This is a genomic window from Streptomyces sp. NPDC056169 (genome assembly GCF_042268445.1).
Classification (GTDB): Bacteria; Actinomycetota; Actinomycetes; order Streptomycetales; family Streptomycetaceae; genus Streptomyces.
The window spans coordinates 40,826-47,745 of the sequence record NZ_JBHJUO010000035.1 but is presented as its reverse complement, the minus strand read 5'-3'; the positions used below and the strand labels follow the sequence as shown (position 1 = coordinate 47,745).

The window sequence follows — 6,920 nt, the reverse complement described above, 5'->3', positions numbered from 1 at the left end:
TACGCTCGCGCGGGTTCGACGACCAAGACCCACCCCGGCCGCAGTCGGCGGGGCAGCACCGCTATGAACAGGAGAGCGCGGTGCAGGACGACTTAGTGGCGGCCACGGCCCGGAGACCGTCTGGCACATCACGACCACACTGGCGGCCTGGGCACGGACGAGACCCGGGGTCGCCCGAGTGCGGCAGGAACAATGGACCGAGGACCGCAACCGCCGGGCCGACGCCGAAGTATTACTGGAGAACGGAACGAACATCCCACTGGAGGCACAGCGCAAGCTGATGACCGACGACGGCTGGCGGCAGCGCCACCTCGACTACGTCCGCCAGGGCGTGGTGGACGTCTGGTTCTGGCGGCCGCGGGTGCACTTCCCGCACATTATGCTCAGCGAGGGCCTGCCGGTGTGGTTCCACTCCCTCTCCAAGCGGGAGGCGGCAACGTCGCTCGGACACCCGCACCGGCAGGTGGGCAAGTGGTGGAAGGCGCCGGACCTGTCGGTGTACGCCCACTGGCACTACGTCCTTGGCCAACCCAACCCCGCCCTACTCGCCTGGGGCCAGCTCGTCGCCTGTACCGAAAGCCGCACACGGCCCAGAGACGAGATCCACGCCACCACAGGGCTGCAGTACGACGCCCTCGTACTGCACCGCCTGCTCCACCAGAGCATCGACGCGATCGCCCAGGTCCTCGGCCACGACGCCGGCAAGATCCGCTACCTCGTCGCACCGCGTCCGCTCGACTCCGGTCACCTTCTCGCTGGGTCCACCGGAGCCGGCGACCTCGGCGGTGAGCGTTCTCCGCGGTGATGCGGCGACGCAGGGTCGCGTCCGCGGCGTTCCTGAGGAGCGGCGAAGTTGCCCGTCGGGGCGCTCACACCGGGCGGGCGATGGCGCTGTCGATGATCGCGCACAGGGCTGAGAGGTCCCCGCGCTGGACGACTGTCCATGGGTCGTTGGCGAGGGTCTGCGGGATGCCCCGGACACAGTGGACCACGGCGAACAGTGCTACCCGCTGCTCCGCCCTGAGGGTAGAGGTCTCGGCCACGTCGTAGACGAGGCCGTCCAGCCGCGTGCGCGCCGACTCCGAGACACCGCCGTGCCCGTATCGGTCGGGATCGTCGCGGTCCTCCGGGTCCAGGCCGGCCAGGGCCTCCTCCACGGCATCGGCCAGCGGACCGCAGATCCAGGCCCCGTCCGGGAGAGGCAGCGCCCGCATCCACTCCCCCGCGCGCAGCCCGACGGCCGCGGCCTCCGTGAGGACCCTCAACCGGAAGTTCAAGCCGATGCTCTACGCCGAGGCCGCCATCCCGTACTTCTGGCGTCTTGAGTTCGCCCCCGCGCCCCGGCTCATCATCAGCGAGCTCGACAACGGCCGGTACGTCTAGATGACCACCGCGCTCGCCGGAGCGACCACCGGCTCGGTACCCCGTTCCCCTTCGACATCGACCCCGCCGGGCCCCGCCGAGCTCGCCCCGCCCGAGACCGCCCTCACCGACGACGAGGTGGACGCTGCGCTCGCGTTGCTGGACACGATGAGCGTCGACTCGATCGACGGTCTCCTGCGGCGCCTGGTCCGGGAAGCCGAAGGCCGCGACGCCGAGCCGAGCGCTTGCGCCCTCGACGCGCAGAGCGTCAAGACCTCAGCCAACGTGCCCGCGGCTGGCCAGGGCATCGACGCAGGCATGAAGATCGCAGGCCGCAAACGTCACATCGGCGTCGACACAGTCGGCCTCCTCGTGTTGGTCACCGCCGCCAGCGTTTCCGACAACGCCGGCGGCATCCATGTGCTGCGGACCTTCGGTTGGCTCATGCACCACCGCCGCCTCGCCTGCGACTACGAGACCCACCCCCACCGCTCCGAAGCCATGATCAAGGTGGCGATGGTCGACCTCATAAGCAGCCGGCTCACTCACGAATCGACCCCGAACTGGCGCGACGCATGACCGCTGGGCACGGCATCATCGCGAGCTCGCCAACACCTGCCGCAACACCACGAATCGCTGATCCACCAGGTCTACACACTCATGCAGAGCCGGAGCCGGTAGACCGGCACGCTCACGCATCACGGCAATCGCCTGCACATTCCGCCCAGCCGAAACGAGGCTGTCCACCTCCGCCTGCTCCTCAACCGAGAGCCGGTCCCACAGCGCATTCCCCATACCCGCATTGAACCTCACGGACCGCACTCAAGAGCGACCGCGATCCGCTTGAACCACCGCCTTGCCAAGCAGCCCTCGCAGGACGAAACGCCCTTAAGGCCTCGTCACCCGTACCTGCAGCGGCGGGGAGACCTGGTGGCAGATCTCGGTTCGAACCACCCCCGAGTCCCGACCCATCGCCCCTGATCTCATACCGTCCCCCGCCCTGCCGGCCTCCGGCCCAGTCCGCGTCGGCGACATCGAGCTGCTCCTCGCCCACGCCGCCATGACGGCCGGCGCCGTCACCGCCACGCGCTACAGCACCCGCAAGCACCCTCCGGCGCTCAAGTACGGGGTGCACGCCGAGTTCAAGGACGAGACGGCCGCGTTCCTCAGGCTGCAGTGGGTGCTCCGGCCCGGTGAGGAGCGCCAGGACCATACCCGGGGCCTGCACCGCGACGAGGTGTAGGGCCGCATCGACCCGAACGAGAGAGCAGCGCGGTCCGCCCGGAGGGTACGCACTAGGATCGGCCTGGCTGCAGACCTGGAGCAGGTGGAGCGAGAGCACGTGGGGTGAGCGATGGCCGGCCGGGTCACGGCGGTGAGCCGCAACGAGACGTACGCGTTCAGCAAGCCCAATCGGGAGTCGATCACGCTGCTCGCCGGGCTCGGGGTCGAGGGGGACGTCCACGCGGGCGAGACGATCCGCCACCAGTTCCGCATGACGTACGAGCCGGACCTTCCCAACCTGCGTCAGGTCCATCTGATGCACGAGGAGCTCTTCGACGAGCTGGCTCTCAAGGGCTTCGACGTCTCCGCGGGCCAGCTCGGCGAGAACATCACCACCCGTGGCGTGGACCTGCTGGGCCTCCCCACTGGGGCGCTGCTCCATCTCGGGGAGCAGGCGGTGATCGAGGTGACGGGGCTGCGCAACCCCTGCGCGAAGATCAACGACTTCCGCGCGGGACTGCTCGGCCAGGTCTTCTCCCTCGACCCGGACACGGGCGAGTTCACCTTCAAGTCCGGCGTCATGGCGGTGGTCCGCCGCGGCGGGCCGGTCCGCCCGCACGATCCCGTACGGGGCGAGCTCCCGCCGCCCCCTCACCACCCCCTGGAGCGCGTCTAGACGGCGTTACCGATGACGACGTGCACAGTCGCGACGCCCCGGCTGACCAGGAGCCCTCGTGCCGTACGTCGTCGCCCCCCCCAATGCGCCCCCAGCGGCCCCCGCGTCACCGGCACCTGGGACAACGAGAACCCGGCCGATCGACGGTTCCGGACATGGTTAGGGCTCAACGACGTGCCAGGCACCACCACGGTGATCAAACGGGATGAAGCCTGCACGGACGTCGGACCTACGACTCCGCGAGGTGCAAGTTCCCGTCGGCGGTGAACCAGGCACGCTCCCCGCCCAACACGTCTTTCATCATCCAGGCGAACCACTCTCGGCCGCCGACGGAGAGATCGAACGAGTCGGCGAGCTCTTCCCCGACCGTTGCAGAGATAGTGCACACCCTTGCCGCCGGTTGACCACTGACCAGCAAGACGGCAGGCGGATCGAACTGGCGTGTTACGCGATGCAACGGCGTGAGCGGCTCACTCATGGGAGCGATTCATCAGCCGACCTTCGACGTCCTTATCCGTCGGAGTACGCATCTCTAGGATGATCAAGCTGTAGGTCTCGGCGATTTTCCGAGAGCCTCGTTGGAAGCCAGTCACATGGACCATGACTCCAGTCCTCGGCAAACAGCCTCGATCCGCACCCGGTCGAACGCACAATGCGTTCGGCCGTGACGATTTCGTGGCTCCTCACCTGACAGGGGCATCTCGCCTACGCTCGCAAGTGCGCGGAGCCACCTCATGGCAGCTCGCGTGCCGGCACCGCCGCCTTCCTTCCACGGCTGCGGCAGGTGCCGACCCACCCCCGCACCGGCCTCTCCGGCCGGCACGGGAGACTTCCTCACTCCTCCCTCAAGAGGCATCTCCCGGCTCGGGGGCGCCCTCGGCGGGGTGACCGGAGGTGACGATGACGAACACGCCCGCCGGATCCTCCATGAGCACCCCTTACGTCACCAGCGTCTTCAAGCGGCCCCGGGTGGTCTCCACCCGGGAGCCGTCGACACGTCCTCCCCGATCACCTCGGCGATGGCCCGGGCACGCATCTTCCTGCCGGACGTCGCCAGCAGGGTGACTGCCCTGCGCCGGGCCTCCTCCATGTCAACGGGCCCCGGCGTGCTGCGGTCCCAGCCCGTGACGACGGCTTCGACATCCTCTTCTTCGACTCCGGCGGCGCCGCCGTCCAGCCCCGCCCCATCAGCCCCGGGATCGACAGGCTCTTCCTCCGGCTCTGGGCAGGGGGCGGGATCCTCCGCGAAGAGCTGTTGCAAGATCGCACGAGCGTCAGCGACGCGCTGCAGGTTCGCCTCCACCGTATCCTGGCGCCGACTGATCTCGGCGGACTCCTTGTCCAGGACCTCCGCCTCGGCGCGCAGAGCGCGCTCCTTCCGGTCGAGGATGCGCGCGACCGTGGTCGGGTGCCGCCCGAGAACGCCGAGGCCACGACCTCACTGCATGGATGACCCGCGCCCTCGGCCAGGTCCGCAACCGGTCCAGGGCTTCGCCACCCTTCTCCAGAACGACTAGGACGCCGTCGTCAACCTCACACTGAACTGGAGCTCCGGCGCCGTCGAAGGTCAGGTCACACGCATCAAGTTGATCAAACGCCGGTCGTATGGCCGAGCGTCCTTCGCGCTCCTGCGAACCCTCGTCCTCGCCCAGCCGCCGCCATGACGCGGGACAGTGCCGTGACCTGGGGGTTACCGGGCTGGATATGACATCCTGCTGTAGTGCTTCTGAGCGATCGAATGAGCAGCGTCGAGCTCTGTCCGTTGCGCTACCAATTCCCCGCCGCCCCCGGAAATCCATACGACGACAACTGGCTGGTCGTCGGCGGAAAGGTGACGACCCCCGAGGGCAGTTGGTCGTTTGATGACCCATGTCTGCTGACCGATGAAGCCCGTGAAGTGACCACCTGGCTGCGCGCGGTGGCGGCGGGGACAGTAGCCGTGGCCGGCCGGGATGCCGAAGGGGAACTGTCCCCGGACACCTGGTTCGTCGAGCCGGTGCTGGCCTTCAGTCTCGCCGATCGAAGCGAGGGCGGGGCTGTGATTCGCGTCCACCTGTCTTTGGAGGCTGAACCCCCATGGCAGCGGGGTGACGAGAGCACGGGCATTTACCAGTACGCCGTGGAGGTACGGGTGGACACGGACGCCCTGCTCCACGCGGCCGACCAATGGGATCTTGCTCTCGCGTCCTTCCCGCCCCGCTGATCGGCAGCGACAGCGGGCATCACGAAATATCCGCCACAGCCTTGAAATCGGCCAGGGCTGCTCGTCGCCTCACGCGCTCTGTCTTTCCACTGAGTGAGGAATTGGAGCCAGCGCTTCACAGGTGGGGAGCAGGGCCGCCCGTTTGTCGAGCGTGCGTATCGCGCCGAACAGCCCTGGCCGCCTTTCACGTTCCTGAGTACCACTCCGCTCGCGGCGCAGTGCTGCGGGGCTTCAGGCTGTGCGGTGCACGCCGACGAAGGACTTCAGGGCTTCCTGCGAGCACGGAAGGCCGAGTTCACGCAACCGGTCGGCGGACGAGCGGATGACCCAGGCATGCTGATGGCCGGCGAGATCGTCCAGCAGTTGCTGCTGCGCCACTGTCAGGTCGGTGTAGCGGGGTGCGGGGTGCGGAGCGGGGAAGAGTTGCTCGATGGCTTTGCGGGTGCGGGATCCGGAGCGGTCCCGGGCGATGCGGGGCAGGCATGCGTCGAGCGCCTCGCGCGCGGCGGCCGGCTCTGAGGTGGGCGGGAGCGCGTGGAGGGTGCGCTCGATGTGGCCGTGAAGGTCGCCTTCGAAGTAGTCGGTCACGTGCTCGAACGTGTTGTGGGCTGCGGCGGTGAGTTCCGTGACGGCCCTGCCGAGCAGGTCGGGGCCGACGGGCGCTTCGTCGAGGCCGGCGAGGCGGACGAGGGCGGTGGCCGCGGCCCACCGCATCAGCGGGTCTGCGGCATCCAGGTACGAGGTGATGTCCTCGACCGTGGAAGGGGGGCCGACGAGGCCGGCGGCGAGCAGCGCGGTGGCTGCGGTGACCGGGTCCTTCTCGTGTGCGGCAAGGGTCATGAGGCGGGGCAGGGAGGTGGCGGAGATTTCGGGAAACCAGGCCAGGAGGTAGGCGATCTGGGTCCGCAGACGGGCGTCATCGTCGTCGAGCAGGACAAGAAGGCCGGGGAGTTCGGCGAGGACCGCGTCGTATGACTGAAGCGCCGACCACCGGGAGTCGGGCGAGTTGCCGGCCGCCACCCAGTCCCGCACCTCCTGCAGTTGCGCGCGCTTGTCGGCATCGGTCTCGACGGCCAGCTGGTCCTCGTACTACGGCAAAAGTTCCGCCGGCCCGCACTCCGCTGCGGCCGCACGCCATTCGGCCACGTTGATACCGGTGGTCACGTCGTACTCGTCGTGCCAATCCACAGCCAGGCGGGTGAGCAGCAGCATCGTGTCCTGGCGGGCGGCCGCCGGCCCCGCAACGGCGATCCTCGCGAGAAACGGCACGGCGACCGGAGAGGCCGAATACCGCGAGCCCTGATGAAAAATGCTGCCGAACAGGCTGATGAACGCCTGCTCCCGCGCCTCATCGTCACTCCCGCACAGGGCGCGTATATGCCCTGGAACGTCATCAGCGGAGGGTGTGGGGTGGGCGGTGGCCGAAGCCACCGCGAGACGGTCAGGCGGCGGGCT

General features: G+C 68.5%; 9 protein-coding genes and 2 pseudogenes. 6 read left to right on the top strand and 5 right to left on the bottom strand.

Annotated features, from left to right (window positions below; all coding sequences use genetic code 11):
- Nucleotides 1-178: 178 nt before the first annotated feature.
- Nucleotides 179-805 carry a hypothetical protein gene (locus ACFC0G_RS38045; protein ID WP_376413174.1) on the top strand — a complete coding sequence of 209 codons (627 nt, stop codon included), beginning with the start codon at nucleotides 179-181 and terminating at the stop codon, nucleotides 803-805.
- A gap of 64 nt (nucleotides 806-869) precedes the next feature.
- Here ACFC0G_RS38045 and ACFC0G_RS38040 read toward each other — a convergent pair whose 3' ends face one another.
- A complete protein-coding gene (locus ACFC0G_RS38040) occupies nucleotides 870-1,277 on the bottom strand; it encodes a hypothetical protein (RefSeq protein WP_376413171.1) in 408 nt (135 codons plus the stop codon).
- 262 nt (nucleotides 1,278-1,539) lie between these two features.
- On the opposite strand from ACFC0G_RS38040, the pseudogene ACFC0G_RS38035 reads away from it, so the two are divergent.
- The 3 genes and pseudogenes from ACFC0G_RS38035 to ACFC0G_RS38025 all read left to right on the top strand — a co-directional run.
- Nucleotides 1,540-1,941 (top strand): annotated as a pseudogene (locus ACFC0G_RS38035) (transposase); the annotation flags it as partial.
- A 481-nt stretch (nucleotides 1,942-2,422) separates the two neighbouring features.
- A complete protein-coding gene (locus ACFC0G_RS38030) occupies nucleotides 2,423-2,605 on the top strand; it encodes a hypothetical protein (protein ID WP_376413168.1) in 183 nt (60 codons plus the stop codon).
- A gap of 111 nt (nucleotides 2,606-2,716) precedes the next feature.
- Nucleotides 2,717-3,262: an MOSC domain-containing protein gene (locus ACFC0G_RS38025; RefSeq protein WP_376413165.1), complete on the top strand. Its 546-nt coding sequence runs from the start codon at nucleotides 2,717-2,719 to the stop codon at nucleotides 3,260-3,262.
- Between the two features lie 229 nt (nucleotides 3,263-3,491).
- Here the strand turns inward: ACFC0G_RS38025 and ACFC0G_RS38020 are convergent, their stop codons facing one another.
- Nucleotides 3,492-3,740, bottom strand: a complete 249-nt coding sequence (locus ACFC0G_RS38020; RefSeq protein ID WP_376413162.1) for a hypothetical protein — start codon at nucleotides 3,738-3,740, stop codon at nucleotides 3,492-3,494.
- Between the two features lie 477 nt (nucleotides 3,741-4,217).
- Entirely contained in the window at nucleotides 4,218-4,565 is a 348-nt protein-coding gene (locus ACFC0G_RS38015; RefSeq protein WP_376413159.1) for a hypothetical protein, read from the bottom strand.
- Nucleotides 4,566-4,794: 229 nt separating this feature from the next.
- On the opposite strand from ACFC0G_RS38015, the pseudogene ACFC0G_RS38010 reads away from it, so the two are divergent.
- A pseudogene (locus ACFC0G_RS38010) lies at nucleotides 4,795-4,926 on the top strand (hypothetical protein); the annotation flags it as partial.
- A 74-nt stretch (nucleotides 4,927-5,000) separates the two neighbouring features.
- Nucleotides 5,001-5,465 (top strand): hypothetical protein, encoded by a 465-nt coding sequence (locus ACFC0G_RS38005; RefSeq protein ID WP_376413155.1) that lies wholly within the window; start codon nucleotides 5,001-5,003, stop codon nucleotides 5,463-5,465.
- A 231-nt stretch (nucleotides 5,466-5,696) separates the two neighbouring features.
- Here the strand turns inward: ACFC0G_RS38005 and ACFC0G_RS38000 are convergent, their stop codons facing one another.
- Nucleotides 5,697-6,485, bottom strand: a complete 789-nt coding sequence (locus ACFC0G_RS38000) for a HEAT repeat domain-containing protein (protein WP_376413152.1) — start codon at nucleotides 6,483-6,485, stop codon at nucleotides 5,697-5,699.
- A 69-nt stretch (nucleotides 6,486-6,554) separates the two neighbouring features.
- Nucleotides 6,555-6,896, bottom strand: a complete 342-nt coding sequence (locus ACFC0G_RS37995) for a hypothetical protein (RefSeq protein WP_376413150.1) — start codon at nucleotides 6,894-6,896, stop codon at nucleotides 6,555-6,557.
- Nucleotides 6,897-6,920: the final 24 nt, after the last annotated feature.